The sequence below is a fragment of the Streptodolium elevatio genome (assembly GCF_040649515.1).
Taxonomy (GTDB): domain Bacteria; phylum Actinomycetota; class Actinomycetes; order Streptomycetales; family Streptomycetaceae; genus Yinghuangia; species Yinghuangia elevatio.
In genome coordinates this window covers 22,505-47,092 of the sequence record NZ_JBEZFP010000015.1, presented here as the reverse complement: position 1 = coordinate 47,092, position 24,588 = coordinate 22,505, and the positions used below count along the sequence as shown (strand labels likewise).

At 72.9% G+C, this 24,588-nt stretch carries 24 protein-coding genes; 13 read left to right on the top strand and 11 right to left on the bottom strand.

The window, feature by feature from the left end; translation table 11 throughout:
• The first annotated feature begins 135 nt into the window (after window positions 1-135).
• Window positions 136-1,080, top strand: coding sequence for an alpha/beta hydrolase (locus tag AB0C36_RS08550; protein ID WP_358351186.1), 945 nt, complete (start codon window positions 136-138; stop codon window positions 1,078-1,080).
• 131 nt (window positions 1,081-1,211) lie between these two features.
• Here AB0C36_RS08550 and AB0C36_RS08545 read toward each other — a convergent pair whose 3' ends face one another.
• Complete coding sequence (locus tag AB0C36_RS08545; RefSeq protein ID WP_358351183.1) at window positions 1,212-2,276, bottom strand: PucR family transcriptional regulator; 1,065 nt, start codon at window positions 2,274-2,276, stop codon at window positions 1,212-1,214.
• A 215-nt stretch (window positions 2,277-2,491) separates the two neighbouring features.
• Here AB0C36_RS08545 and AB0C36_RS08540 point away from each other — a divergent pair, with 215 nt between their 5' ends.
• Window positions 2,492-2,797, top strand: a complete 306-nt coding sequence (locus tag AB0C36_RS08540) for a CPBP family glutamic-type intramembrane protease (RefSeq protein ID WP_358351180.1) — start codon at window positions 2,492-2,494, stop codon at window positions 2,795-2,797.
• 53 nt (window positions 2,798-2,850) lie between these two features.
• Here AB0C36_RS08540 and AB0C36_RS08535 read toward each other — a convergent pair whose 3' ends face one another.
• On the bottom strand, window positions 2,851-3,999 hold the full coding sequence (locus tag AB0C36_RS08535) for an acetyl-CoA C-acetyltransferase (protein WP_358351177.1): 1,149 nt from the start codon (window positions 3,997-3,999) through the stop codon (window positions 2,851-2,853).
• 125 nt (window positions 4,000-4,124) lie between these two features.
• Between AB0C36_RS08535 and AB0C36_RS08530 the strand changes: the two genes are divergently transcribed.
• Window positions 4,125-4,604 carry a winged helix-turn-helix transcriptional regulator gene (locus AB0C36_RS08530; RefSeq protein WP_358351174.1) on the top strand — a complete coding sequence of 160 codons (480 nt, stop codon included), beginning with the start codon at window positions 4,125-4,127 and terminating at the stop codon, window positions 4,602-4,604.
• A gap of 187 nt (window positions 4,605-4,791) precedes the next feature.
• On the top strand, window positions 4,792-5,046 hold the full coding sequence (locus AB0C36_RS08525) for a DUF2277 domain-containing protein (protein ID WP_358351171.1): 255 nt from the start codon (window positions 4,792-4,794) through the stop codon (window positions 5,044-5,046).
• Between the two features lie 24 nt (window positions 5,047-5,070).
• On the opposite strand, the gene AB0C36_RS08520 is transcribed toward AB0C36_RS08525, so the two are convergent.
• Entirely contained in the window at window positions 5,071-5,661 is a 591-nt protein-coding gene (locus AB0C36_RS08520; RefSeq protein ID WP_358351170.1) for an NADPH-dependent FMN reductase, read from the bottom strand.
• 118 nt (window positions 5,662-5,779) lie between these two features.
• Here AB0C36_RS08520 and AB0C36_RS08515 point away from each other — a divergent pair, with 118 nt between their 5' ends.
• Complete coding sequence (locus AB0C36_RS08515) at window positions 5,780-6,505, top strand: hypothetical protein (RefSeq protein ID WP_358351168.1); 726 nt, start codon at window positions 5,780-5,782, stop codon at window positions 6,503-6,505.
• Window positions 6,506-6,590: 85 nt separating this feature from the next.
• Here the strand turns inward: AB0C36_RS08515 and AB0C36_RS08510 are convergent, their stop codons facing one another.
• Entirely contained in the window at window positions 6,591-8,186 is a 1,596-nt protein-coding gene (locus AB0C36_RS08510; protein ID WP_358351166.1) for an MFS transporter, read from the bottom strand.
• An 82-nt stretch (window positions 8,187-8,268) separates the two neighbouring features.
• Window positions 8,269-8,886: an NADPH-dependent FMN reductase gene (locus AB0C36_RS08505; RefSeq protein WP_358351163.1), complete on the bottom strand. Its 618-nt coding sequence runs from the start codon at window positions 8,884-8,886 to the stop codon at window positions 8,269-8,271.
• A gap of 153 nt (window positions 8,887-9,039) precedes the next feature.
• On the opposite strand from AB0C36_RS08505, the gene AB0C36_RS08500 reads away from it, so the two are divergent.
• Complete coding sequence (locus AB0C36_RS08500) at window positions 9,040-9,693, top strand: TetR/AcrR family transcriptional regulator (protein WP_358351160.1); 654 nt, start codon at window positions 9,040-9,042, stop codon at window positions 9,691-9,693.
• 18 nt (window positions 9,694-9,711) lie between these two features.
• Here AB0C36_RS08500 and AB0C36_RS08495 read toward each other — a convergent pair whose 3' ends face one another.
• The 3 genes from AB0C36_RS08495 to AB0C36_RS08485 are packed head-to-tail and all read right to left on the bottom strand — an operon-like array spanning window position 9,712 to window position 13,825.
• On the bottom strand, window positions 9,712-10,404 hold the full coding sequence (locus tag AB0C36_RS08495; RefSeq protein ID WP_358351157.1) for a response regulator transcription factor: 693 nt from the start codon (window positions 10,402-10,404) through the stop codon (window positions 9,712-9,714).
• A complete protein-coding gene (locus AB0C36_RS08490) occupies window positions 10,401-11,630 on the bottom strand; it encodes a sensor histidine kinase (RefSeq protein ID WP_358351154.1) in 1,230 nt (409 codons plus the stop codon). The genes AB0C36_RS08495 and AB0C36_RS08490 overlap by 4 nt, the downstream gene beginning before the upstream one ends.
• Window positions 11,630-13,825 (bottom strand): MMPL family transporter, encoded by a 2,196-nt coding sequence (locus AB0C36_RS08485; protein ID WP_358351151.1) that lies wholly within the window; start codon window positions 13,823-13,825, stop codon window positions 11,630-11,632. The genes AB0C36_RS08490 and AB0C36_RS08485 overlap by 1 nt, the downstream gene beginning before the upstream one ends.
• A 344-nt stretch (window positions 13,826-14,169) precedes the next feature.
• On the opposite strand from AB0C36_RS08485, the gene AB0C36_RS08480 reads away from it, so the two are divergent.
• From AB0C36_RS08480 to AB0C36_RS08460, 5 genes are all read left to right on the top strand, one after another.
• On the top strand, window positions 14,170-15,720 hold the full coding sequence (locus AB0C36_RS08480) for an MFS transporter (RefSeq protein ID WP_358351148.1): 1,551 nt from the start codon (window positions 14,170-14,172) through the stop codon (window positions 15,718-15,720).
• Between the two features lie 150 nt (window positions 15,721-15,870).
• The gene (locus AB0C36_RS08475; RefSeq protein ID WP_358351145.1) at window positions 15,871-18,345 is read left to right on the top strand and encodes a sensor histidine kinase; all 2,475 of its coding nucleotides are present in this window, start codon (window positions 15,871-15,873) and stop codon (window positions 18,343-18,345) included.
• Window positions 18,342-18,770: a roadblock/LC7 domain-containing protein gene (locus AB0C36_RS08470; RefSeq protein WP_358351142.1), complete on the top strand. Its 429-nt coding sequence runs from the start codon at window positions 18,342-18,344 to the stop codon at window positions 18,768-18,770. Before AB0C36_RS08475 ends, AB0C36_RS08470 begins: the two co-directional genes overlap by 4 nt.
• Before the next feature lie 22 nt (window positions 18,771-18,792).
• A complete protein-coding gene (locus AB0C36_RS08465) occupies window positions 18,793-19,158 on the top strand; it encodes a DUF742 domain-containing protein (protein WP_358351139.1) in 366 nt (121 codons plus the stop codon).
• Between the two features lie 91 nt (window positions 19,159-19,249).
• Window positions 19,250-19,789: a GTP-binding protein gene (locus AB0C36_RS08460; protein WP_358351326.1), complete on the top strand. Its 540-nt coding sequence runs from the start codon at window positions 19,250-19,252 to the stop codon at window positions 19,787-19,789.
• Window positions 19,790-19,829: 40 nt separating this feature from the next.
• Here AB0C36_RS08460 and AB0C36_RS08455 read toward each other — a convergent pair whose 3' ends face one another.
• Window positions 19,830-20,681 (bottom strand): alpha/beta hydrolase, encoded by an 852-nt coding sequence (locus tag AB0C36_RS08455; protein ID WP_358351137.1) that lies wholly within the window; start codon window positions 20,679-20,681, stop codon window positions 19,830-19,832.
• A gap of 73 nt (window positions 20,682-20,754) precedes the next feature.
• Between AB0C36_RS08455 and AB0C36_RS08450 the strand changes: the two genes are divergently transcribed.
• Together AB0C36_RS08450 and AB0C36_RS08445 are read left to right on the top strand one after the other, a co-directional pair.
• Window positions 20,755-21,990 (top strand): sensor histidine kinase, encoded by a 1,236-nt coding sequence (locus tag AB0C36_RS08450; RefSeq protein ID WP_358351134.1) that lies wholly within the window; start codon window positions 20,755-20,757, stop codon window positions 21,988-21,990.
• Window positions 21,987-22,640, top strand: coding sequence for a response regulator (locus tag AB0C36_RS08445; RefSeq protein WP_358351131.1), 654 nt, complete (start codon window positions 21,987-21,989; stop codon window positions 22,638-22,640). Before AB0C36_RS08450 ends, AB0C36_RS08445 begins: the two co-directional genes overlap by 4 nt.
• 4 nt (window positions 22,641-22,644) lie before the next feature.
• Here the strand turns inward: AB0C36_RS08445 and AB0C36_RS08440 are convergent, their stop codons facing one another.
• Both AB0C36_RS08440 and AB0C36_RS08435 read right to left on the bottom strand, forming a co-directional pair.
• Complete coding sequence (locus tag AB0C36_RS08440; protein WP_358351129.1) at window positions 22,645-23,490, bottom strand: ABC transporter permease; 846 nt, start codon at window positions 23,488-23,490, stop codon at window positions 22,645-22,647.
• Entirely contained in the window at window positions 23,487-24,389 is a 903-nt protein-coding gene (locus tag AB0C36_RS08435; RefSeq protein WP_358351126.1) for an ABC transporter ATP-binding protein, read from the bottom strand. The genes AB0C36_RS08440 and AB0C36_RS08435 overlap by 4 nt, the downstream gene beginning before the upstream one ends.
• Between the last annotated feature and the right edge of the window lie 199 nt (window positions 24,390-24,588).

Sequence of the window (24,588 nt, the reverse complement as noted above, 5' to 3'; positions counted from 1 at the left end):
ATGGCGGCTGCGCATCCGCCGGAACGCGCGGGAAGATCGGGGCGGCCCGAGGCTCCCCCTCTGCCTCGGGCCGCCCGTACCCTCCCGGCAGGCTCCCCTCCCGGCGAGCTTCCCTCCCAGCAGTCGAGGTGACACATGGCTTACGCCCTGGACCCCGAGGTCGCCGCAGCTGTGGCGATGATGCCCGGCACCCCGCTCACCGACCTGGTCGCGATGCGCGGCATGGAGTCGAGGCTCGCGGAGTTCTTCGGCGAGCCCGACACCTCCGGCGTCGACGTCCTGGACACGACGGTTCCCGGGCCGGAGGGCGCGCCCGACGTCCAGGTGCGGCTCTACACCCCGCAGGGCGTCGAGGGAGGGCCGGTCCCGCTGGTGTTCAACGTGCACGGCGGCGGATTCGTCATCGGCTCGATCGAGCTCGACCACCCCGGCTGCCTGGAGATATGCCGCGAGCTGGGCGTGGTGGTCGCGTCGGTCGAGTACCGGCTCGCACCCGAGAACCCCTACCCCGCGGGGCTCGAGGACTGCTATGCCGCGCTGACCGCCGTCGTCGCGGCGAGCGGCAAGCTGGGCATCGACCCGGACCGGGTCGCCCTGCACGGGGCCAGCGCGGGCGGCGGTCTCGCCGCCGCTCTGGCACTGCTGTGCCGCGACCGCGGCGGGCCGCGGCTGTGCTTCCAGTACCTGGGCATCCCGGAGCTGGACGACCGCCTGGGCACCCCGAGCATGGTCGCGTTCACCGACACCCCGGGCTGGAACCGGCCGAACGCGGAGATCAGTTGGGACGCGTACCTCGGCCCGGGCCGACGCGGCGGAGACGACGTCCCGGTGTACGCGGCACCGGCACGCGCCACCGACCTGACCGGCCTGCCGCCCGCGTACATATCGGTGATGCAGTTCGACCCGCTGCGCGACGAGGGCATCGCGTACGCGCAGGCCCTGCTGGCCGCTGGGGTGAACGTCGAACTCCACCTGTTCCCGGGCACGTTCCACGCCTCGCGGCTCGCCCGGCACGCCGAGGTGTCGCGGCGCGAGGGCGCCGAGGAGATCGCCGTGCTGCGCAGGGCGCTGCTCGGCTGACCCGGAATCTGACAGGCACCACCCGGCGCCCGTCCAGGCGGCACCCGTCAGTCGGTGCCCGTCAGTCGGTGCCCGTCAGTCGGTGCCCGTCAGTCGGCACCAGTCAGTCGGCACCAGTCAGTCGGTGCCCGTCAGGAGCGGGCGAGGCGGCGCAGGGTGAGGGCCAAGGTGGCGCGGAAGCGGTCTGCCGGGTCGGCCAGGTCCCATCCCAGCGCCTCCCCCGCACGGGCCACCCGGTCGGCGACCGAACTGTGGTGCAGGTGCAGGCGGGTCGCCGCACCGCGCAGTGAGCCGCAGCGGCAGAAGGCGGCGAGGGCGGTCAGATCGGCCTCGCCGCCGGGGCGTTGCGCGAACGCCTCCACAGCCGCCAGTTCGGGGCGGTTGCGCAGCGTCTCGGCCGGCAGGTCGGCGAGCATGGCCAGGCTGCCCAGAGCGTCGTACTCGACGACCGGAGCCGTGGCCGCGTCCGCGAACCGCAGGGCGACGCGGGCCTGCTCCCAGGAGCGCCGGGCGTGCTCGGCGCCCACCGCGCCGCCGATCCCGACAGTCATGCCCTCCGCCGGTGTGGGGCCGGTGTACGTGTCCCGGTCCGCTGGCGGCTGGATCAAAACCGCCGCCACGCCGTCGACCACGGTGCGCGGTGCCCCGCACCCGTCGGAGGCGGCGCGTTGTCGCGGCGCGGGCGCGGGCGGCGTTCCGCGTACTGCCGCGACCCGCAGCGGCCGCCCCGGCGCCAGCCCGAGCAGGCGCAGCGCCCGAATGCGGACCTCCGGCTCGACCTGGGCGGACAGCACGAGTTCGACCAGCGCGGGGTCGCCCGGTTCGCGGCGCCGGGCCCCGCCGTGTGACACGGCCGCGGCGGCGACGGCCATCCTCTCCAGCACGAGGGCGTCCAGGGGTGCGGGCGTGCCGGGCCGTTCCAGCCAGACCGTTCCGCAGTCGGAGACGGCGCTCGCGGGCAGCGGGGACGGAGCGGCGGCGAGCGGTCCGAGGGCGGTGCCGTCCGGGGCGTACCGCATCGAGGTCCCGTCGTCCCGGGACCATCCGGCCGGGCACTCGGCCAGCGCGGCGGCGGCCCGGACCAGCGCGTGGGCGGAGGCGCCGTGGGTGACCAGCGCGTCGAAGTAGGCGATCACCCGGACTGCGGCTTCCGCATCAGGGTCGAGCGCCGACAGCCTCAGCAACAGCCCTTCCACACCGGCCGACTCTACGCGCCCCGCCCGGCGGGGAGGAGGCCGCAGGGGCCTCTCGTGCCGCATGGTCGCCTCGGACCGATTTGCCCGATCCTTTGGCATTCATCATGAAATGGGACATGAGGCATTTCTGCCTCGCTGACACCGTCGGGGCCAAGCCGTCCGGCCCGACCACGGTCCGGCGTGGGAGACACCGCGCCGAGGGAGGGAGCACGCACGTGGACGAAGGTGAGTCGAACGCCGGCAGACGGCTGTCATGGCCGTTCGGCGAGGAACTGATGTTCCGCGGCGTCGGCGTACAGGTGTTCCGCAGGGGCGGGTTCGGCGAGGGCAAGGTGGACCTGTACTCATCGCTCGTCTTCGGCTTCGCCCATGCGAGCAACGCGATCGGCCACGGCGCGCAGGCGATCCGCCAGGCGGTGATCGTCTCGACGTCCGCCTACTTCTTCTACCTGTGCCTGCGCGTCGGCGGGACGATCCTGCTGCCGGAACGTGCGAACGTACGTTCCGCGACAGGCGGTTGATGCGACGGGCCCGACGACCGCGCGGGCCCGTCGCGCATGTTCACCGGCGGGCGTCAGAGCCGTTCGATGATGGTGACGTTCGCCATGCCGCCGCCCTCGCACATGGCCTGGAGGCCGTAGCGGCCGCCCACGCGCTCCAGTTCGTTCAGGAGCGTCGCGAACAACTTGGTGCCGCTGGCGCCCAGCGGGTGCCCCAGCGCGATCGCGCCGCCGTTGACGTTGACCTTGTCGAGGTCCGCGCCGGTCTCGCGCTGCCAGGCCAGGACCACGGACGCGAACGCCTCGTTGATCTCGATCCGGTCGAAGTCGTCGATCGTGAGACCGGTGCGCTCCAGGGCGCGGGCGGTCGCCGGAATCGGCCCGGTGAGCATGAAGACCGGGTCGTCGCCGAGCACCGTGAGGTGGTGGATGCGGGCGCGCGGCGTCAGTCCGTGGACGCGCAGGGCGCGCTCGGAGACCACCAGGGTCGCCGAGGCGCCGTCCGAGATCTGGCTCGCGAGCGCGGCGGTGATACGGCCGTCGGGGCGCAGCGTTGGGAGCGAGCGGATCTTGTCCCAGTCGGGGGCGCGGGGGCCCTCGTCGCGTACGACGTCGCCGTACGGCACCAGTTCGCGCGCGAACCGGCCTTCCTTCTCGGCGCGGATCGCGCGCTCGTGCGAGGCGACCGCGAACTCCTCCATCTCCTCGCGGCTGACACCCCACTTCTCGGCGATGAGTTCGGCCGCGCGGAACTGGCTGATCTCCTGGTCGCCGTAGTGCTTCTGCCAGCCGAGCGCGCCGGAGTACGGGCTGTCGAACCCGAACTCGCGTCCCGCCCGCAGCGACGCGGAGATCGGGATCATGCTCATGTTCTGCACGCCGCCCGCGACCACGATGTCCGCGGTGCCGCTCATGACGGCCTGTGCCGCGAAGTGCACGGCCTGCTGCGACGAACCGCACTGGCGGTCGATGGTCGTGCCGGGGACGGACGCGGGCAGTCCGGCGGAGAGCCAGGACGTGCGCGCGATGTTCCCGGCCTGCGGGCCGATCACGTCGAGACACCCGAACACCACGTCGTCGACGGCGGCCGGGTCGACACCGGTCCGCTCCACGAGGTTGGTGAGGATGTGCGCGCCGAGATCGGCGGGGTGCGCGGACGCGAGTCCGCCGTTTCGCCTGCCGACGGGGGTGCGGATGGCGTCGACGATGTACGCCTCGGTCATGGTGTGCCGCCTTCCGGACGGTGATGACGCCCCTGATCCACGGCCGGACCTCCATAGTTGGAAAATCCAACTCGCAGTACGACCGAAAGTAGCGCCAGTGAGTTGGAAATGGCAACCTTGTGCGCATGGAGACTTCGCGCATCGCCCGCCCGCGGACGGTCGGCCGGCCCTGCTCGGTGGCGTCCGCGCTCGCCCTGGTCGGCGAGAAGTGGGCGCTTCTCGCGGTACGCGAGATCCTGCTCCGCAACCACCGCTTCGACGCGATCGCCCGCAACACCGGGGCGCCGCGCGACATCCTGACCACCCGCCTGCGCGCGCTGGAAGAGGCCGGGATCCTGGAGCGGCGCCGGTACCAGGACCGACCGCCGCGCTTCGAGTACCACCTGACGCAGCCCGGCCGCGACCTGCAACCGGTGTTGCAGGTGCTCGCCGCGTGGGGCGACCGCTGGGTGGGCGAGCAGCCGCCGGTGGTGTTCCGGCACGGGGACCACGACCTGGCGGCCGTGCTGATCTGCCGGCACTGCGGCGAGGAGGTGCGGGCCGGCAGCGTGCTCCCGCACGAGCACGCCCCGGGCTGGGACAGCTCGGGGCCCGTCGCGGGCTGAGCCCGGCGCGGCGTTTCCCAGGGCGGCCCCGCGGGTGCCGAGCCGTGGATACCGGGCGACGGGTGCCGGGCGACGGGTGCCGGGCGACAGGTGCCGGGTCACGGATACCGGGTCACGGATACCGGGACTCGTGATGCCGAGTCGCAGGTCAGGGCCATACGTCGGCCCACGTGCCTACCCTGGGGCCATGTGCCGGAACATCACCACACTCAGGGGCCTTGAGCCCGCCGCGACGCCCGAGGAGATCGAGGCCGCGGCCCGCCAGTTCGTCCGCAAGATCAGCGGCGTGCAGTCCGTCAGCGCGAGCACCGAGGAGGCGTTCGAGCGAGCCGTGCGCACGGTCACCGAGGCCGCCACCGCGCTCCTGGCGGAGCTTCCGCCGCGCAAGCAGCCACCCAAGACCGAGCCGCCGCTCCGCCGCATCGCCGCCGCGCGCACGTAGCCCGCGGCGCCGCCACGGCCCTTGCTACCAGGGGTTCCCCGCCCCGGGCAGAACCGGCGCGGACCGCCCCGCGGCCACGGCCGCGACGAGCGAGCCGACGGCAGCCCGCAGCCCCTCGCGTACGCCGGGATCCGCGACCGTGCCGGCCTCCGCGTCGATCGCGGCCCGCGACACCGTCAGGCGTACGCACGCCTCCTCGACGATGCGCGCACCGGTGTAGCCGAGCACCGTGCGCAGTGCGGCATGCGCGCCTTCCGCCCGTCCCGGTGCGCCGGAATTCAGCCATGCCGTCGGCTTGTCCACGATCTCGTTGCCGCCGACGGTCCAGTCCAGCAGGTTCTTGAACGAGCCCGGCAGATCGCCCGCGTACTCCGGGGTGCTCAGCAACAGCGCGTCGGCGCCCTCGATCACGGCGCGCAACTCCGCGACCGCCGGGTGCAGTGGCTCGAAGTCGTCGTCCGGATTGAAGTGCGGCAGCGCCGCCATGCCGAAGTACATGCGGGCCGCGACGACCTCGGGCTCGAAGACCTCCGCAACGGTCTGGAGCAGCGCGGTGCTCCCCGAACCCGCCCGCAGACTCCCGCTGATCATGGCGATACGCACTGTTTCCGACATGCCCTGATGGTACGTGCCGAAGATTGCCGATCTTCGAACCACCTTGCGGCCCCAACTGGTTGACTGTGCGCCCCACACCGCATGACCTCGTCGGAGACCTCACCCGAAGGAGCGCAGATTGCCCGCGCCCAGAACCGCCCTCGCCCTGCCCACCGCCGCGGTCGTCCTTGCCCTCGCCCTCGTCTCCGGCTGCTCGTCGGGCGGCGGGGACACGTCACGCGACACGGCTGCCTCGGGCGCGTCATCCGCCGACAGCACCACCGGTACAGCGACCACCGGCATACCGGCGACCGGCGCGGCCATGACCCCGTCCGCTTCCGGAACTCCCGCGGCCCAGGCCTCCGCGTCCAGGACCACGGCCGTACCCTCCGCAAGCCCGAGCCCGAGCCCGTCTCCGACCTGGCCGGACCTCCCGGCCGAGCTTCAGGCGTGGAACACCGAGCCGAAGGGCCGGATGGCGCCGGACGCGGAGAGCATCCACCTGCAATCCCGCGCGCTGATCGGCGACATGGAGGACATGTACGGCTCGGCCCGAGGCGCCAAGTGCTGGCCCGAGCGGCCGACGATGTGGACCGACATGTGCGCGCTGGGCGCCACCAAGGCCAACGAGACCGTGCAGAAGTCGCTGGCCTTGATCAGCCACGAACCGGCGGCCTACTTCACGACGTTGCGGGCCAACGCCGCCAAGATCACCAAGGCGGTGTCGACGTATCGCACCAACGGGTGTGCGAAGGACCCGGCTTCGGCGAAGACGCGGCAGACGTGCCAGAACGCCGCGTACACGATCGCGCAGGCGTACAACAGCTTGCGGGACGGGTTCAACGCGGCTCTGAACGGCCACTGACGCAACGGCCGAGGGCCGGGGGCGGGGTGCGCCTCCGGCCCTGCGATGCTCCTGCGACTTCCTGCGACTTCCTGAGACCTTGCGCTCAGTGCCGGTTCGCGCCGACGGGGGTGCGGGCCTCCTTGCGTACGGGTCCCTCCGTCACCGATGCGGACCCGGCACTCTCGTCCACGGCAACTGCCGGACGCAGCAGGCGGAAGACGGCCACCGCGGCGACGGCCACGAGGACGGCGACGGCCACCAGGATGACCTGCCACGCATCGGTCAGTGCGTCCGCGAGGTGTGCGCCTTCGGGCCCGGCGGGGATGGCGCCGGTGGCCACCCGGGCGGCCGACGGCGCGGAGCCCAGGCTGCCTTCGAGGAGCGTGATCAGCGCGGACCCGAACAGCGCCATCGTCAGCGCCTGGGTGCTGCCGCGCACGGTGTTGAGCAACCCCGCTGCCATGCCCGCGCGTTCCGGCTCCACCGCGCTCATCGCCTGCGCGTCGATCACGCCCGCGACCAGGCCCTGCCCCGAGCCGATCATCACCAGCGGGCCGGCCAGCGCGGCGGCGCCGATGCCCGGGTGCAGCACTGTCAGCCACACGTTCCCGGCGGCCATCAGCAGCAGGGCGAAGGTGATCAGTGCGCGGGGCGGGACGCCCTTGGTGACCAGCCGCCCGCCGATCGCCGGCAGGACCAGGATCGGCAGCGTGGGCATCAGCATGACCAGTCCCGCGTCACCGGACGACAGCCCGTTGGCTCCTTGCAGGTACGTCGGCAGGTTGGCCAGCATGCCGCCGAACGCGACGCCGCCGGCCATCGCGGCGAGCAGCCAGCCGCTGAAGCGACGGTTGCCGAGCAACGACAGGTCGAGCAGCGGCCGTTCGGCACGACGTGCGACACCGCGTTCGACGGCGACGAAGGCGCCGAGCAGGGCAAGTCCCATGACCCCCGGACCCAGCACCCGCACGCTGCCCCAACCGGCCTGCGCGCCCTGCGTGATCGCGAACATGGTCAGTGCCAGGCCCGAGATGAACAGCACGATCCCGGCGCGGTCCAGGCGCGGCTTTGCGGTGGCGCGTGACTCGGTGAGTGCCCAGGCACCGACGAACAGGGCGATGCCGGCGGCCCCGAACAGGCCGAACATCACGCGCCAGCCGATCGATCCGACCAGCCATCCGGCCGCCGTCGGGCCGATCGCGAGGCCGACGCCGGACAAGCTGCCCATCGCCGCGAAGGCTTTCGTCCGTGCGGCGCCGGTGAAAGTGGTGGCGAGGATCGCGCCGCCGCCCGCCATGACGCCGGCGGCGCCGACGCCCGTCAGCGTGCGTGCGGCGTCCAGCAGAAGGATGTTCGGGGCGAACGCGGCGGCGAGGCTGCCGGCCCCGTACACGACCGCGCCCAGCCGGTAGACGCGGCGGCGGCCGAAGAGGTCTCCCAGCGAGCCGGTCACCAGCATGAAGGACGATGCGGCGAGGAAGTAGCCGGTGACGACCCATTGCAGGGACGCGCCCGACGCGTCGAGGTCGTCGCCGATGCGGCGGACCGCGACGGTCGCGCCGGACATGGACATCGGGAGCACGAGGTAGCCGAACAGGACGACGGCGAGCGTCGCGGCGTACGTGGCACGGCTGGTGGTCGAGACAGAAGCGGGGGCGGGGGCGGGCAAAGGTTTCGCGGAGCTGGTGGCGCGGCTCATGGGGGGACTCCTCGGCGGCGGCAGGCAAGCGTGGGGGCGCACGGGGCACGGAGGCAGGTGGGTTCGCGTCGGTCCGGCAGGCTCAGACGTCGTACGGACGCGCCATGCGGGCCTCGGACAGCGTCCGGCTCCACCACTCCAGCTGCGTGAGCATCCCCTTGGCCGCCGATGCGCATCCCTCGGCGTCGACCGGCTGCCCCTCCTCGTCGAACCGCTCCCAGGCCCCGTGGAAGCTGATGCTGTCGCGCATGCTGACGGTGTGGAGCTCGGCGAAGACGAGGCGCAGCTGCTCGACGGCGCGCAGGCCGCCGCCCATACCGCCGTACGACACGAACCCGACCGGCTTGGCGCGCCATTCGTCGCGGAAGAGATCGATCATGTGCTTGAGCGCGGCCGGGAAGCTGTGGTTGTACTCGGGGGTGACCACGACGAACGCGTCGGCAGCCGCGAGCCGTGCGCCCAGTGCCGCGACCTCGGGCGACTCGGACATGCCCGGCACCTCGATGGCGGCCGGGAGGACGGTGGTGGCGACGTCGATCACGTCGACGTCCCATTCGCCGTGTCCGCGGGCCTGGTCCACGGCCCAGTCCGCGACGACCGGCGCGAAGCGTCCGTCGCGGTTGCTGCCGACGATCACGGCGAGGCGCATCGGGGTGCGGGCGAGCGGCGCGGCGGCGGCGGAAGCAGTGGTGACCGACATTTTTGTCTCCTTTGTCAGTTTTGCCAGTGGACGACGAGAAAGATCTGATTTCCGGTCCGGATTCGCTCCCCCGAGCGGCCCGACTCAGGTAAAGTACAACGTGTATTGCAAGAAGTACAACAGCCATTGCACTTTTCTTCGAGGAGCGGACGCATGACCGGGATCGACGAGGCGGCGGTGCGTCCGCGGCGCGGGCTGATGGAGAAGCGCCAGGCGGTCGTACGCGGGGCGCTGACGGTCTTCGCGCGGGACGGCTACACGCGCGGCAGCATCGGCGAGATCGCCAAGGAGGCCGGGGTCTCGACGCGCACCATCTACAACCACTTCACGGACAAGGACGAGCTGTTCCGCACGGTCATCGCGGAGAGTGCCTCCCGCGTCCGCGACGCCCACATCGCGCAGATCGACCGGCACTTCGCCAAGATCACCGACCTCGCGGCGGACCTGCGCACCTTCGCGCGCGAGTACGCGACCTCCGGCGCCGAGTTCCCCGAGCACTTCGCGCTGGTGCGCCAGATCCAGGCGGAAGTGGGCCACCTCCCGCCCGAGGTCCTGGAGGCCTGGCAGGAGGCCGGGCCGCGCCCGGTCAACGCGGCGCTGGCCCGCAGGCTCGCCGAACTCGGCGACCGGGGGCTCCTGGAGATCACCGACCCGCGGCGCGCGGCCATGCACTTCGTGCTGCTGACCGGCACGGAAGTGTCCAGCCGGACGTACCTGGGTGCGCTGCCGATGCCGGACGCCGACATCGACCGGATCGTCGACGCCGGCCTGGAGGTGTTCCTGCGGGCGTACCTGCCACGCACGTGACGGGCGGTCGCCCCGCACTCACAGCGCCGTCGGCTCCCCCGGCCGCACCAGCCCCGATTCATAGGCGGCGACGACCAGTTGCGGCCTGTCGCGAATGCCCATCTTGCCCAGGATCCGACTGACATGCGTCTTCACCGTCAGGGGGCTCAGGCCCAGCACACCGCCGATCTCGGCGTTGTTCATGCCACGCCCCACGAGCGCCAGCACCTCGCGCTCACGCGCCGACAACTCGGCGACCAGTGCGGCACCCGCCGCCACCGGCGCGGCGACGGCCTCCGGCAGCCGGACCACGCGCGCCACCAGGCGCGCCGTGGGCCCCGGTGACAGCAGGGCGTCGCCGGCCGCCACCACCCGGATCGCGTCCAGGAGTTCGGCAGGCCGGGTGTCCTTCACGAGGAACCCCGCGGCACCCGCGCGCAACGCCGCGAGCACGCTCTCGTCGTCGTCGAACGTGGTCAGCACCAGCACCCGGACGTCCCCGAGGTCGGGGTCGTCCGCGATGCGCCGGGTGGCCTCGATGCCGTCGAGGCCCGGCATGCGGATGTCCATGACGACCACGTCGGGCCGCAGTTCGCGGGTGAGTTCGAGGGCCCGGTGGCCGTCCTCGGCCTGGCCCGCGACGGCCATGTCCGGCGCCGAGTCGACGAGCATCGAGAACGCCGCACGGACCAGGTGCTGGTCGTCGGCGAGCAGGACGCGCAGGGTGGTCACGATGCCTCCGATGTCGAGGGTGCGGGCACGATCGGCGCGGGAAGCGGCAGAACCGCGCGTACGGTGAATCCGCCGGTCTTCCCCGGCTCCGCGGTCAGCGTGCCGCCCACACTGCGCGCCCGCTCCGCCATGCCCAGGATGCCGAACCCGCCCGGCCCGTCCGCCGGTTCGGGCGACCCGGCGACCGCGCCGCGGCCGTCGTCGGCGACCGTCAGACGCAGTACGCCGCCCTCGCGCACCGCGTCCACGGTCACGCGCGACGCCTGTGCGTGCCGCACGACGTTGGTCAGTGCTTCCTGCACGATCCGGTACGCCGCCACGCCCACCGCGGGTGCCGCCTCGTCGGCGTCCGCGTCCAGCGCCACGTCCACGAGGACGTCGACCCCGGCACCGCGCACGGACTCGGCGAGGTCCCCCACCCCCGCGAGCCCCGGCACCGCGCCCTGGTCCGGCCCCTCGCCCGGGTCGCGCAGCACCGTGAGCGTCGAGCGCACCTCCGCCCGCGCCGCCCGGCAGCCGTCCGCGATGGTCTCCAGCGCCGCGGCCAGCACCTCGCGGTCCGGTTCCGGCTGCCGTGCCAGGTGGGCCGCGACCCCGGCCTGCACGCCGATGAGGGTGATGCTGTGCGCGAGCAGGTCGTGCAGGTCCCGGGCGATGCGTACGCGCTCCTCGGCGACCCGGCGGCGGGCCTCCTCCTCCCGGGTGCGTTCGGCGCGTTCCGCCCGGTCGATGATGGACGCGACGTAGGCCGCGTGCCAGCGCCACGCCTGGCCCGCGACGGCCGAGAAGAACACCCAGCCGATGGCGCCCAGGTGGTCGCCGCTGATCTCGCCCTCTTTGAGCACGCCCATGATGCTCAGCACGATCACGACCACGAGCAGGCCGATGACCAGCGCCTTGACCCGGGCCACGCTCGCCGAGAAGGTCGCCAGCGCGACCAGGGCGATCGGCGAGGCGGCCTCGTGCCGGTAGTCCAGCATGTGGAACGGGACGGTGAGCACGAGCACGAGCAGCAGGACCGCCCCGGGCCGCTGCCTGCGCCACGGCAGGGTCGCGCTCGCGGCCAGCAGCAGCACGATGGCCAGCGGGTCCGTCGGGCGCGTACCGGGCGCGGCGATCGCGACCGCCGCGCCCAGCACCGCGACGGCCACGGCGAGCAGGGTGTCCGTCCGGCTGGGGACGGACACCCCGCTCGCCGTGCCCACCTTGTGGAGATGCCGGTTCATCAGGCCATCATCGGCGATGGGTCTTCCCGGCCGCCCGGTGCGGTGTGGTCGGGGTCGTCCGGACCGTCCGGACCCTTCGCCCCGGCGTCCGCCTTCGCCAGCGCACCCGGCCACCAGACCCGTCGGCCGAGGACCGAACTCGCCGCGGTCACCAGGAACGTCCGTACCACGAAGGTGTCCAGCAGCACGCCCACCGCGACCACGAAGCCCAGTTCCACCAGCATCACCAGCGGCAGCACGGTGAGCACCGAGAACGTCGCGGCCAGCACGAACCCGGCGGACGCGATCACGCCGCCCGTCGCGGTCAGCGCGGGCACCACGGTCTTGTCCGACGGCGTGCCCGACAGCGCCTCCTCGCGCATGCGGTGCAGCAGGAAGATGCCGTAGTCGACGCCCAGCGCGACCAGGAACACGAAGCTCAGCAGCGGCAGTCCCGGATCCGCGCCCTCGAAGCCGAACACCGGCTCGAAGACCAGCGCACCGATCCCCAGCGACGCGGCCCAGACCAGCGCGACGGCCCCGACCAGCATCAGCGGCGCGACCAGGCCGCGCAGCAGGATGACGAGGATCAGCAGAACCGCCGCGAGCACCAGCGGTACCACCACCTTCTGGTCCCGCGCGGTCGCGCTGTGCTTGTCCATGCCCTCGGCCGTCGAGCCGCCGACCGCCGCCTGCGCACCGCCGACGTCCCCGAGTGCGCCGCGCAGCCTCTTGATCGTCGCCTCCTCGCCGGACGACTCCGGCCGGTCCGTGGCGAAGACCGCGAACTCCGTCCAGCCGTCCGCGGAACGCCCGCGCGCGACGTCGGCCACGCCCTGGGTGTCCTCGGCGACCCGCTGCGCCTCGTCCGCGCGTTCGGTGCGGGCGACCACCGCGATCGGCTGGCTGGCGCGCTCGGGGAACGCCTGGGCGAGCGTCTGCGCGGCGACGACCGAGTCCGGCTTCTCCGTGAAGCTGTCGGCCATGTGCAGGTCGCCGGGCAGCTTGACGGTGCCGATCGCCAGCGCGCCGAGCAACACGGTGCCGAGGGCGAGGATGCCGACCGGACGGCGCACGACGTAGGCGCCGATGCGGGCGTACGCGCTGCGCTTGACGCGAGGCGTGCTGCCGAGCGCCGGGATCAGCGGCCAGAACACCCGGCGTCCGAGCAGCACCAGCAGGGCGGGCAGCAGCGTCGTCATGACCGCCAGCGCGCACACGACCGCCACGGCGCCGACCGGGCCGAGACCCCGCAGGTTGTTCATGTCCGCCGCGAGCAGGCACAGCAGGCCGGCCACCACCGTCCCGGCGGAGGCGAGCAGCGCCGGCCCGCAGCCGCGCAGCGACTTCGCCATTGCGTCGAACGGCCGCTCGGTGCGCCGCAGTTCCTCGCGGTAGCGGGCGATCAGGAGCAGCGCGTAGTCGGTGCCCGCGCCGAAGACCAGCACCGTCATGATGCCGCCGCTCTGCCCGGTCACGGTCAGGTCGCCGACCTCGACCAGCAGATAGACCACCGCGCGCGTGGCGACCTCCGCGACGCCGACGCAGACGAGCGGCACCAGCCACAGGAACGGGCTGCGGTACGTGACGATCAGCAGGATGGTCACGACCAGCAGCGTCGCGAGCATCAGCGTGCCGTCGATCGAGGAGAAGACCTCGTCCATGTCGGCGTCGGTGCCGCCCGGACCGCCCACCAGCACGTCCAGGCCCGGCGCATGACGGTCCGTCACCTCGCGGACGTCCTTGACCACGTCGCCCGGCTCGCCGGCCGACTCGGCGATCTGGAAGTTGAAGACGAGCGTCTGCCCGTCGGCCGACGCCGCGGGCGTGCCGAGGCCGCCCACCGTCTCGAACCGCCCGGCAATCTCGCGCGCCTGCGCCCCCGCCGCCGCCTGGTCGTCGGCGGTCAGACCGCCGTCGCGGTGGTAGACGACGGAGATGTCGGTGGTGTCGCCGCCGGGCATGTCCGCCACCACGCGGGCCACATCCGTGGACTGCGCGCTCGCCGGAAGGTACGAGACGACCTCGTCCTCCTGCACGTCCGCGAGCTTGCCGGCGAGCGGCACGAGCGCGGCCGCGAGCACCACCCACAGCGTGAGCACGCCCCACACCCAGGGCCGTGGCCCCTTGCGCCGCCCGCCCGCGCCCGGGGGCGCGCCCGTCCTCGTGCCGGCGCCGGTTCCGCCGCCCGTACCGGTGCCTGTCCCTGCGTCCATGCCGCCCCGCCTCCCGCGAATGCCGTCGGACTCCTGGTAGTCCAGGCTTCCGGCGGACGGCCCGCGGAACGTCGGGCCGACGACGGAGAAGCGCCTTACTGCCGGGGGCGCCTCCGAGCAGGCGTTACTCCCGCGGGAGTAACGCCCGGACGCGCCCGTTCGTCCGCAGGGAGGCGAGACCCGGGACACGGGGTTACGGTCGATGAAGGCGCAAGTCCGGATCCACGGACGACGGCCGACGGCCTGCCGACAGGCTGCCGCCGGACCACCGGCAAAGGCCGACGGGCGGCCGGGGCACACGTACCCCGGCCCGGAGCCCGGCGCCGAGAGCACCTGGAACCACCATGACGAGCCCGCACCCCGCACCCGCGCATGCGGCATCCGCCCCCGAGGGCGGCGGCCGCAAGGGCATCGCGCTGCTCGTCATCGCGTCGTGCCAGCTGATGGTGGTCCTCGACATCACCATCGTGAACATCGCGCTGCCGCACATCCAGACGTCGCTGGACTTCTCGACCACCGGTCTGGCGTGGGTCATCAACGCCTACACGCTGACGTTCGGCGGCCTGCTGCTGCTCGGCGGGCGCGCGGGCGACATCCTCGGACGCCGCCGGGTCTTCATCTTCGGCGTCCTGCTCTTCGTGCTGGCGTCCCTGCTCGGCGGACTCGCCCAGGAGTCGTGGCAACTGCTCGCCGCCCGGGCCCTGCAAGGCATCGGCGGCGCGATCGCGTCCCCCACGTCGCTGGCGCTGATCACCACGACGTTCACCGAAGGCCCCGAGCGCAACCGCGCGTTCGGGGTCTTCGCCGCGGTGTCCGCGGGCGGCGGCGCGATCGGCCTGCTGGCGGGCGGCATGCTCGTCGAATGGCTCGACTGGCGCTGGATCTTCTTCGTCAACGTGCCGATCGGCCTCGCGATCGCGCTGGCCACCCCGCGGGCGATCCGGGAATCCGCGCGACATCCGGGGCAGTTCGACCTGGCCGGCGCGCTCGCGTCGACCCTGGGCGTCGGGCTGCTCGTGTACGGCTTCATCCGGGCCGCCCAGGACGGCTGGCGGGACACCCTGACCATGGCGTCGTTCGCGGGCGCCGTCGTCATGCTGGCGGTGTTCCTCACGATCGAGCGCAAGACGCGCCAACCCATCACGCCCCTGCGCATGTTCGCCGACCGCAACCGGTCCGGCTCGTACGCGATCATGCTGTGCCTCGCCGCGGCGATCTTCGGCATGTTCTTCTTCCTGACGCTGTGGGTGCAGGACGTCCTGGGCTTCAGCCCCCTCCGCGCCGGACTCGCCTTCCTCCCGGTGAGCGCCGTGATCGCGGTCGGCGCGGGCCTCGCCTCGCAACTGCTGCCCAAGTACGGTCCCAAGCCGTTCATGGTGACCGGCGCCCTGCTCGCCGCGGGCGGCCTCGCCTGGCTGACGCAGATCGACGTCAACAGCACGTACCTCGGCAGCGTGCTCGGGCCGATCGTGGTCTTCGGCCTCGGCATGGGCATGCAGTTCGTGTCGCTGACGCTCATGGCCGTCTCGAACGTCGCGGAGCAGGACACCGGTGCGGCCTCCGGCCTGCTCAACGCGACGCAACAGGTGGGCGGTTCGCTCGGTTTGTCGATACTTGTCACGGTGTACGGCACCGCAAGCCGGAACGCGGCCGACGACCAAGTGGCGGCGTTCATGCGGGAGGCGACCCCCGAACAGCGCGCCGAGTTCGACCGCACCGGGCAGTTGCCGACGTCGTACGCCCACCAGGTGCTCACCGACGGGATCACCGCCGCGTTCATCACCGCCGCCGCCTTCGCGGTGGTCGCCGCCGTGGTCGCGGCCCTGGTCATCCAGGTGCGCGCGGCGGACCTGGAGCGGCTCAAGGGGAACAGCGTGGGAGCGCCGCCGGGCTGACCCGGTCGCCGCGCCCGCCCGGTCACCGAATCCGACCCCACATGACCGAAATTGTGCTCAGTGCTGGATATGGACATTCGGGCCGCACTCCCGGAAACTCTTCCGGCACATGCCGTTTCCCTCGGCCCGCACTCTTCCCTTAGGGAGACGATGAGATCCCCCCGCCGGGCGCTGACCGGGCTCGACCGGCAGCGGCGCCGTTCCTCGATACGCACGCTGCTCGTCGTCCTCGCGATCGTTCCTTCGCTCGCCCTGGTCGGACTGTGGGGCTTCACCACGCAGTACCTCTGGTCGAAGACCTCGGAGCTGAAGGACCAGAACAACATCGCGACGCAGGCGGGCCTCCCCGCCTACACGGTGATGGCCCAGATGCAGCAGGAGCGCAGCCTCAGCGCGGCGTGGCTGGCGGCACCGTCCGATCCGGTCCGCGCCGCGCTGCAGGACGTGCGCGGGCGTACCGACGCGGCCCTGGGCGAGTTCGTCGGGGTGCTGGGCGGGCTCGCGGACTCCGACTCCGACGTCCTGGACCGCGCGCACGCGATCCAGGAGGACCGCGACCGCCTGCCGGGTGTGCGGGCGGCGATCGACCGGCGCCAGGGGACCCGCGCCGACCTGCTGGCGCCGTACACCGCGGCCGTCGAGAAGCAGATGCTGACGTTCGCCGCGCTGTCGCACATCGACGCCGACGGGCACCTGACCGCCCGGGCCGAGACGCTCGTCGACATGTTCCGCGCCACCGAGATGATCACGCGCGAGGACGCGGTCCTGACGTACGCGGCGGCCTCCGGTCGGCTCGGCGCCGCCGAGTTCGTCGAGTTCGCCGAGGCGGCGGGCGCCCGCCGCTCGCTCTACGCCGAGGAGATCCGGCCCAGCCTCGAACCGGAGTTCCAGGGGCCGTTCCAGGCACTCACCGAGAGCCCGCAGTGGCGGCTGCTGGTCGCGGTCGAGGACGCCGTGCTCGGCTCGGCGGTACGCGCCCCCTCGGCCGGCGCCGGGATCCCGCTCCCGCCCGAGGCCGCCGGCTGGCGCGCGAACCTGGACGCCCTGTCCCCGCAGCTGACCGAACTGAACACCACACGCGCCGGCGCGATCGTGCAGGACTCGCGCGAGCGCGTCGACGACCTGGAACTGACCGTCTGGCTCATCACCGCACTCGGCCTGCTGGTGGTGGTCGTGGTCAGCCTGCTGTGCTGGGCCGTCGCCCGGTCGCTGCGCCGCCGGCTGCTCGGCCTGCACGCCGCCACCGTCGACGTGGCCAAGAACCGCCTGCCGGACGCCATCGAGCGCCTCAGCCGCGGCGAGGAGGTCGACACCGCAGCCGAACTCCCGGCAATGCCGCACGGCAAGGACGAAATCGGGCAGGTCGCCGAGGCGTTCACCGCCGCGCAGCGAGCCGCCCTCGACGGCGCCGCCCGCCTGGCGCGCGAACGCGCGGGGCACGCCAAGGTGTTCCACAACGTGGCGCTTCGCACCCAGTCGCTGGTCGGCCGCCAGCTGCGGGCGCTCGACGCGATGGAGAACCGGCACCAGGACCCGGAGGTCCTGGAGGACCTCTTCATGCTCGACCACCTCGCGACGCGCCTGCGCCGCTACGAGGAGAACCTCGTCATCCTCAGCGGGCACCACCCGGGGCGCCGCTGGAGCAAGCCGGTTCGTGTCGTCGACGTCGTGCGCAGCGCGGTCGGCGAGGTCGAGGACTACAGCCGCATCGACGTGCACGTGGCCTCCGACCTCGCACTCTCCGGTGCCGCGGTCGGCCCGGTGATCCACCTGCTCGCTGAACTGCTGGAGAACGCCGCGCAGTTCTCGCCGCCCGAGACACCGGTCGAGGTGCGCGGCATGGCGGTGGCCAAGGGCCTCGTCGTGGAGATCGAGGACCGCGGCCTCGGCATGGGCGAGGACGAATACGCGGCGCTGAACGCCGAACTGGCGGCGCCGAGGCCGTTCGACATGGTGGCGCTGGCCGACGACGTACGCCTCGGGCTGTTCGTCGTCGCGCAGCTGGCGGACCGGCACGGCATCAGCGTCACGCTGCGGCCGTCGCCGTACGGGGGAACCCTCGCGATCGTGTTCCTGCCCAGGGAACTGATCGTCGGCCGGCCCGACGAGCCGGTCCCGGAGAACCCCGAGGAGCAGGAATTGCCTTCCGGCGAAACGACGGACGCGGCGCGGACGGACGGCGCACCGGTCCCCCTTCCGGTGCCGTCCCACGACGCGGCCGAGGACGCCCAGGAGACCGGGCGCCCCCGAGAACCCGTGGCGGCCGACGTCGGGGCGTCCGCGAGCCCCGCGGAACCGGCCGTGCCGGTAGGCCCCTTGGCCCCGGTTGTGCCCGTGGCCGTGGTGCCGCGGCCCGCCCAGGCCGACCGGGAGGCCCACGCCGGAGCCGACGCCCCGGGCGGACGCGCCAAGCCGCTGCCCCGCCGGGTGCGCCAGGCGAGCCTGGCGGCACCGCTGCGTGCGCAGCCCGAGCCGCCCGCGAACGGCGACGGGGACGGCACCGACGCGCCGGCGCGTCCGACCCCGCAGCAGGCCGCCGCCACGATCTCCGCGTTCCAGCGCGCCTCCGAGCGGGCCAGGGCCGCCGAGCACACCAGCGAACCACCGAAGAGGGACCGCCCATGACCACCCAGCCCACCACCGCCACCGACAGCCGGCTCGACTGGCTGCTGACCGACCTGGTCAAGCGGGTGCCCGGCACCCGGCACGCGGTCGTGTTGTCGCAGGACGGGCTGGTCATGAGCCATTCGGAGACCTTCGCCCGGGACCAGGCCGAGCAGTTGGCCGCCGCGGCGTCGGGACTGTCGAGCCTGGCACGCAGCGTGGGCCGCACGTTCCAGGGCGGTCCGGTGCGCCAGACGCTCATCGAGATGGAGGACGCCTTCCTGTTCCTCACCGCGGCGGGGCGCGGCGCGCACATGGCCGTGCTCACCGATCAGCGCGCCGACGTCGGCGTGGTCGCGTTCGAGATGAACACGCTCGTCAAGCAGGTGGGCGAGTACCTGGGCACGACACCGAGGTTCGACACGGACGCGGCATCGCCCGCATGAGCCGAAGAAGCGAGGCTCCCGCATGAACCGGTACGAATGGGACGAGGAAGCGGGCCCGCTCGTCAGGCCCTACACGCTCACCCGCGGACGCACCCGGCCCGCCGACGACCTGACGCTCATCACGCTGGTCACCACGGCCGACCCCGCGCCGGAAGGACGCGACAGCGCCTTGCACCCGGAGCACCGGGAGATCCTTGAGCTGTGCCGCGCGCCGCAGGCCGTCGCGGAGATCGCGGCCCTGGTCCGGCTGCCGGTCAGCGTCGCGAAGATCCTGATCGGCGACCTGGTGGCCGGCGGCCGGGTGACCGTGCGGGCGCCGATCTCCATGGCCCAGAAACCCAATGCCGAGCTGTTGAGAAAGGTGCGGGATGGCCTCGGTCGGCTCTAGCCACCTCCCCTCTGCCCACATCCCCGCGGTACGCGGCGCCGACGCGAGTGCCCGGGCGAGCGCCCTGGCGGTGCCGGTGCCGGCGTCCGCGATGGCCGTGAAGATCCTGGTGGCCGGCGGATTCGGGGTCGGCAAGACCACGTTGGTCGGCTCGGTCAGCGAGGTTCCGCCGCTGCGCACCGAGGAGGTCATGACGGTCGCCGGGGTGGGCGTCGACGACCTCGACGGCCTGGCCGCCAAGGACACCACCACGGTGGCCCTCGACTTCGGGCGCATCACCCTCGACCAGGACCTGGTGCTCTACCTGTTCGGCACACCGGGCCAGGAGCGGTTCTGGTCGATGTGGGACGACCTGGCGACGGGCGCGCTGGGCGCCGTCGTGCTGGTGGACACCCGCCGCCTGGACGCCAGCTTCGGCAGCATCGACTTCTTCGAGCGCCGTGGTGTGCCGTTCGTGGTCGGCGTCAACGTCTTCGACGGGGTCCTGGAGCACACCGAGGAGGAGATCCGCAGTGCCCTCGACCTGGACCCGCACGTACCGACGGTGATGTGCGACGTCCGAGACCGCGCTTCCTGCCGCACGGTGCTGCTCGGCCTCATCGACCTGCTGGCCGGGGCGCCCGCGCACTGAGCGCGGCCGGCAGGCGTCCGCGCGGCGGCGGCTCGCGCCGCTATGACGCGGGGAACAGACCGCGCAGCGCCCGGCTCAGGGAGGTGTCCGGGTCACCCAGGTCCAGGATGACGTCGAAGTGGTTGCGGTCCGGGACCACGAGAGGCGCGTCGTCACCTTTCCACAGGCTGTGGAAAATCCTGGACTGCTCGTGGAAGCCGGTCGGCTCGTGGTCCGCGGCCGCGACCACCGCCGGGCAGCGCCGGTCGGTCGCGGAGGCGAGCAGGAACGGGCTCAACGCCGCGGCCCGCGGTTCGTCCAGGCGCAGCCAGTCGTTGACGTGCGTGTGCAGCAGCGGCCGGATGTCGAACAGGCCGCTGACCGGGAAGCCGCCCACGACCACGTCGTCCGGCAGCCCGAGATCCGCCTGCCAGCCGTCGACCATGGTCATCGCGGCCAGGTGGCCGCCCGCCGAACTGCCGCCGACCACGATGTGCCCGGGGTCGAGGCCGTACGCCGCACCCTCGCGGTACACCCAGGCGACCGCGGCGCGCACCTGGCGCACGATCTCCTCCAGCGTCGCGGTCGGCGCGAGCGTGTAGTCGGGGACGACGGTGGCGATGCCGTACGCGTCCAGCGCCCGCGCCATGAACGCCGAGTCGTGCCGGGACAGCGCCCGCCAGTAGCCGCCGTGCACGAAGACGAACACCGGGCGCGGCCGGTCGCCGGTCCCCCACACGTCCAGCAGTTCGCCGCCCGCCTCGTCGTACGCGACACCGGCTGTCCCGCGCAGTCCCGCGACGGCGGCGGCGGACTCGTCGCGGTAGCGCGCCGTCACGCTCGCGTACTGCTTGGGGGAGATGATCGCGCGGGCCGTGTAGGCGGCGTCGACTTCGGGATCGATGCTCGGCATCCCGTGCACGCTACCGACCGGCCACGTCTTTCGACAGAGGCCGCGCCGCGTGTCGTGGGGTAGCGTCCGAGACATGATCGACCAGTCGGACCGCATATGGCGGCGCAAGCCGCTGCTCGCCGACCTCGCGCTGTGGACGACGGCCACGGCCTTCTGCCTGTCCGTCAACTCCCCGGACCCGTTCCTCTCCACGCGCCTCGCGGTCGCGCTCGGCATCGTCGCCGTGGCGGGCGCCCTGTCGTGGAAGCTGCCGTCGATGTCCCTCGCGATCGGCATCGGGCTCGCGCAGTGGGACGGCCGCTATTACGGCATCGTCGCGCTCGTGGCGTTCCTGGCGGCGCTGCGCAGCGGGCGGCTGCGGCCGCTGGCCTGGGCGCCGGCCCTGGCGGTCCCGGCGTTGTTCGTGGGCGGCGTCGCGTCGGGGATGCGGCCGCTGGGCACGCTCACCGCGGAACTCCTCTTCAGCGTCGCCGTGCCCTGGCTGGTCGGCCGGAACCTGCGGCAGCGCCGCGCGCTCGCCGCGGCGGGCTGGGACCGGGCCAGGCACCTGGAGCGCGAACAGGAGATGCACGCCGACCGGGCCCGCATGCGCGAACGCGCCCGCATCGCCCAGGACATGCACGATTCGCTCGGGCACGAGCTGAGCCTGCTGGCGCTGCGCGCGGCGGTCCTCGAGGTCGACCCCGCTCTCCCGGATGCCCAGCGGGCGGCGGCCGCCGACCTGCGCGCGGGTGCGGCGGCGGCGACCGACCGCCTGCACGAGATCATCGGCGTGCTGCAGACCGACAACCGCGCGGCCCCCACGGAACCGGTGCACGAGTCGATCGACGAACTGGTGGCCCGCTCGCGCGAATCAGGCATGTCGGTGGTGCTGGAACGCACCGGCCAGGCCCCTGATTCGCCGCAACTCACGCTCGCCGTCCACCGCGTGGTGCGCGAGTCCCTGACCAATGCGGCCAAGCACGCACCCGGAGCGAAGGTCCGGGTCGCGCTGGCCTACCGCCCCGACGCCGCCGAGGTACGTGTGAGCAACGGCAGGCCCGGCGTCGCCGGTTCGGTGCTCGCCGAACGCGGTCCCGCGCCCGGCAGCCGCAGCGGACTGATCGGGCTGCGGGAGCGCGTACGGCTCGCAGGCGGCACCTTCACCGCCGCACCGCGCGCGGGCGGCTTCGAGGTGGCCGCGCACTTCCCGGCGTCCCGTCCGGCCGCCGAGGCCCAGGACGCGGCGCCGTCGGCGCCGACCAAGTCGGACACGCCGCCCGGGTCCGCCGCGCCCGCGCGGCCGGTACGGCGGGAAGTCGCCAGGTGAGTACCCCCGTACGCGTCCTCCTCGCCGAGGACGAGCCGCTGATCCGCGCCGGAGTACGCGCAATCCTCGCGAGCGACCCGGGGATCGAGGTCGTGGCAGAGGCCGAGGACGGCGCCGAGGCGGTCGAACTCGCCCGGCGGCACCGGCCGGACGTGGCCGTGCTCGACATCCGCATGCCGCGCATGGACGGCCTCGCCGCGGCCGCCGAGCTGCGCCGCCTGCTGCCGGAGGTCGCGGTGGTGATCCTGACGACGTTCGGCGAGGACGCGTACATCGCCGAGGCCATCGACGCGGGTGCCACCGGCTTCCTGCTCAAGTCGGGCGACCCGCGCGAACTCACCACCGGGATCCGGGCGGCGGCCGACGGGGCCGCCTACCTGTCGCCGCGCGTCGCCAAGCGTGTCATCGACACGATGGGCCGGTCGGTGCGCACCGCGCAGGCGGCCGACCGGGTCGCCGTGCTCACCCCGCGCGAGCGCGAGGTGCTGGCCCTGATCGGCGAGGGCATCTCCAACGCGGAGATCGCCCGCCGGCTCAACCTCGTCGAGGGCACCGTCAAGACGCACGTGAGCGCGATCCTGACCCGGCTCCAGGTACGGAACCGGGTGCAGGCCGCGATCCTCGCGTACGAGGCCGGGATGGTGGAATGAGCGGTCAGACGTCGCGGCGGCGCAGCGACGCGTAGCCCGCGAGTTGCGCGGCCACCGTCCACAGCGCGAACAGCACGGCGGCGGTCAGCCGCGAGTACGGAGGGTCCTCGCCGCCCAGCAGGTTGAGGCCGGCGCCGCCGGGCAGATAGGCGGAACGGTCCGCACCCAGGGTGATGGGCAGCGCGAGCAGCAGCACGATGACCGCGCTCAGCGTGCCGACCGAGTTGCGCAGCAGCGCCCCGACGCCGACGGTGAACACCGCGGCCAGCACGAGGTAGACGGTGGTCGCGGCGACGTCCTCGACGGTGGTGCCGCCGGTGCCGTACTCGCCGAGTGTGACGTCCCCGGCGACGAGGCCGAGCAGTGCCAGCACGAAGGCGAGGGGCACCACGACGGCGCTCACCGCAAGGGTCTTGGCCAGCAGCACCCGGCCGCGCCGCGGGTCGGCGCACAGCGTGCCGCGGATCGCCCCGGTGCCGAACTCGCCGGTGACCGCGAGCATCGCGAAGGCGATGAGGCCGAACTGCGCGAGCATCGCGGCGTCCGCGGCGGGTTCCGCGATACCCATCGAAGTGCCGTCCGTGACCTCGCCCTTCTCGACGTCACCGGCGAAGTCGCCGCCCATGATCGCGGCGACCCCGGTCATCAGGACGACGGCGGCGCTCAGCGCCCACCAGGTGGAGCGGACGGTCCACAGCTTGATCCACTCGGACCCGAAGGACCGTCGCAGGGCGGCAAATTGCCGCGCGGGCGTTTGGGGTGCTGACGGTTGCGACGTGGGCGGCTGCGTAGCGGGCGAGTGCGTGGCCGGGTACGTGGACGATTGCGCGGTCGGGTGCGGCGTGGTCATCGGGTGCCTCCATACTCCACGGCCTCGGCCGTCAGTTCCATGTACGCCTGTTCGAGCGAGACCTGCCTCGGGCTCAGTTCGTAGAGCAGTACGCCGAGGCGATGGGCGGTCCGGCCCACGTCCTCGACGGACGCACCGCCCACCGAGAGCCGGTCCCCCTCGTCCCGCACGACCGCCCCGGCGGCGGCCAGTTCACGGGAGAGCGCGGTGAGTTCCGGGCCGCGCACGGTCACGCCCGCGGTCGGCGCGCCGGCCAGCACCTCGGAAAGGGGCGCGTCCGCCAGCAGCCGCCCGCGCCCGATCACCACCAACTGGTCCGCGGTGAGCTGCATTTCGCTCATCAGATGGCTGGAGACGAAGATGGTCCGTCCCTCGGCGGCGAGCGACCGGATCAGGCGGCGGATCCACATCACGCCGTCCGGGTCGAGCCCGTTGACCGGCTCGTCGAACATCAGCGTCGCAGGGTCGCCGAGGAGCGCCGCGGCGATGCCCAGGCGCTGGCCCATACCGAGCGAGAAGGTGCCCGCGCGGCGTCCGGCGACGTCGGACAGGCCCACCATGCCGAGGACTTCGTCGACACGGCCGCGCGGGATGTCGTGGGTACGGGCGAGCGCGCGGAGGTGGTCGCGGGCGGAACGCCCCGGATGCAGCGCCTTCGCGTCGAGCAGCGCTCCCACCTCGCGGAGCGGGTGGGCCAGTTCCGCGTACGCCCGGCCGCCGACGAGCGCGCGTCCCGACGTGGGCCGGTCGAGGCCGAGGATCATGCGCATGGTGGTGGACTTCCCCGCGCCGTTGGGGCCGAGGAACCCGGTGACGCCGCCGGGCCGGACGACGAGGCTGAGGTCGTCGACCGCGGTGGTGTCTCCGTACCGCTTGGTGAGGCGTTCCAGAGTGATCATGGGAAGACGCTATGAAGCGGGCGGGGGCCCCGACATCGGCCGAAGGGAAGGGCGCGTCTCTGTCTTTCGATAGAGACGCGCCCTGGTGTCAGTGCTGATTGCCGCGGTATTTGCCGCTTTGACCGCTGCTCTGACCAGTAAGTTGGTCGCCGAGTTGATCGCCGCTCCGACCGTCGCGCCGGTCGCCTCGCGGGCGGCC

Bases quoted from the DNA above. Each gene is read 5' to 3' on its own strand.
- AB0C36_RS08480 (WP_358351148.1), top strand. From the start codon at position 14,170: ATGACGAGCCCGCACCCCGCACCCGCGCATGCGGCATCCGCCCCCGAG.
- AB0C36_RS08465 (WP_358351139.1), top strand. From the start codon at position 18,793: ATGAACCGGTACGAATGGGACGAGGAAGCGGGCCCGCTCGTCAGGCCC.
- AB0C36_RS08470 (WP_358351142.1), top strand. From the start codon at position 18,342: ATGACCACCCAGCCCACCACCGCCACCGACAGCCGGCTCGACTGGCTG.
- AB0C36_RS08500 (WP_358351160.1), top strand. From the start codon at position 9,040: ATGACCGGGATCGACGAGGCGGCGGTGCGTCCGCGGCGCGGGCTGATG.
- AB0C36_RS08490 (WP_358351154.1), bottom strand. From the start codon at position 11,630: ATGAACCGGCATCTCCACAAGGTGGGCACGGCGAGCGGGGTGTCCGTC.
- AB0C36_RS08440 (WP_358351129.1), bottom strand. From the start codon at position 23,490: ATGACCACGCCGCACCCGACCGCGCAATCGTCCACGTACCCGGCCACG.
- AB0C36_RS08510 (WP_358351166.1), bottom strand. From the start codon at position 8,186: ATGAGCCGCGCCACCAGCTCCGCGAAACCTTTGCCCGCCCCCGCCCCC.
- AB0C36_RS08525 (WP_358351171.1), top strand. From the start codon at position 4,792: ATGTGCCGGAACATCACCACACTCAGGGGCCTTGAGCCCGCCGCGACG.
- AB0C36_RS08520 (WP_358351170.1), bottom strand. From the start codon at position 5,661: ATGTCGGAAACAGTGCGTATCGCCATGATCAGCGGGAGTCTGCGGGCG.
- AB0C36_RS08455 (WP_358351137.1), bottom strand. From the start codon at position 20,681: ATGCCGAGCATCGATCCCGAAGTCGACGCCGCCTACACGGCCCGCGCG.
- AB0C36_RS08550 (WP_358351186.1), top strand. From the start codon at position 136: ATGGCTTACGCCCTGGACCCCGAGGTCGCCGCAGCTGTGGCGATGATG.
- AB0C36_RS08475 (WP_358351145.1), top strand. From the start codon at position 15,871: ATGAGATCCCCCCGCCGGGCGCTGACCGGGCTCGACCGGCAGCGGCGC.
- AB0C36_RS08535 (WP_358351177.1), bottom strand. From the start codon at position 3,999: ATGACCGAGGCGTACATCGTCGACGCCATCCGCACCCCCGTCGGCAGG.
- AB0C36_RS08505 (WP_358351163.1), bottom strand. From the start codon at position 8,886: ATGTCGGTCACCACTGCTTCCGCCGCCGCCGCGCCGCTCGCCCGCACC.
- AB0C36_RS08460 (WP_358351326.1), top strand. From the start codon at position 19,250: ATGGCCGTGAAGATCCTGGTGGCCGGCGGATTCGGGGTCGGCAAGACC.
- AB0C36_RS08485 (WP_358351151.1), bottom strand. From the start codon at position 13,825: ATGGACGCAGGGACAGGCACCGGTACGGGCGGCGGAACCGGCGCCGGC.
- AB0C36_RS08435 (WP_358351126.1), bottom strand. From the start codon at position 24,389: ATGATCACTCTGGAACGCCTCACCAAGCGGTACGGAGACACCACCGCG.
- AB0C36_RS08530 (WP_358351174.1), top strand. From the start codon at position 4,125: ATGGAGACTTCGCGCATCGCCCGCCCGCGGACGGTCGGCCGGCCCTGC.
- AB0C36_RS08450 (WP_358351134.1), top strand. From the start codon at position 20,755: ATGATCGACCAGTCGGACCGCATATGGCGGCGCAAGCCGCTGCTCGCC.